1 protein-coding gene is annotated in these 268 nt (G+C 44.4%); it reads right to left on the bottom strand.

The annotated features are described in order from the left end of the window. Nucleotides 1–268, bottom strand: a 268-nt coding sequence (locus tag CF394_RS11970; RefSeq protein WP_165767553.1) for an ABC transporter permease subunit, incomplete at both ends; no start/stop codon positions are given.

Genomic DNA, 268 nt, shown 5'->3' on the forward strand with positions numbered 1-268 from the left:
AGCGGCTGTGACAGCGGAAAATTCAATGCCGATATAAGGAAATCCGAAATAAAGGATAAACAAGATCACTAAAATCGGAACGCCTCGCATAAATGAGATATAGAGCTTCGCCGGCCACCTTAACAAGGTAAGCTGAGACATTCTGGCGAGTGATATGAACAGGCCGATCACCGTTCCCGCAAACATGCTCACAAAAGAGATGAGCAGCGTATATCCAATGCCTTTTATGACATAAGGGAACGATTCAATGGCCAGCTTTGTGTTGAAA

The sequence above is a fragment of the Tetzosporium hominis genome (assembly GCF_002265435.1).
Lineage (GTDB): Bacteria > Bacillota > Bacilli > Bacillales_A > Planococcaceae > Chryseomicrobium > Chryseomicrobium hominis.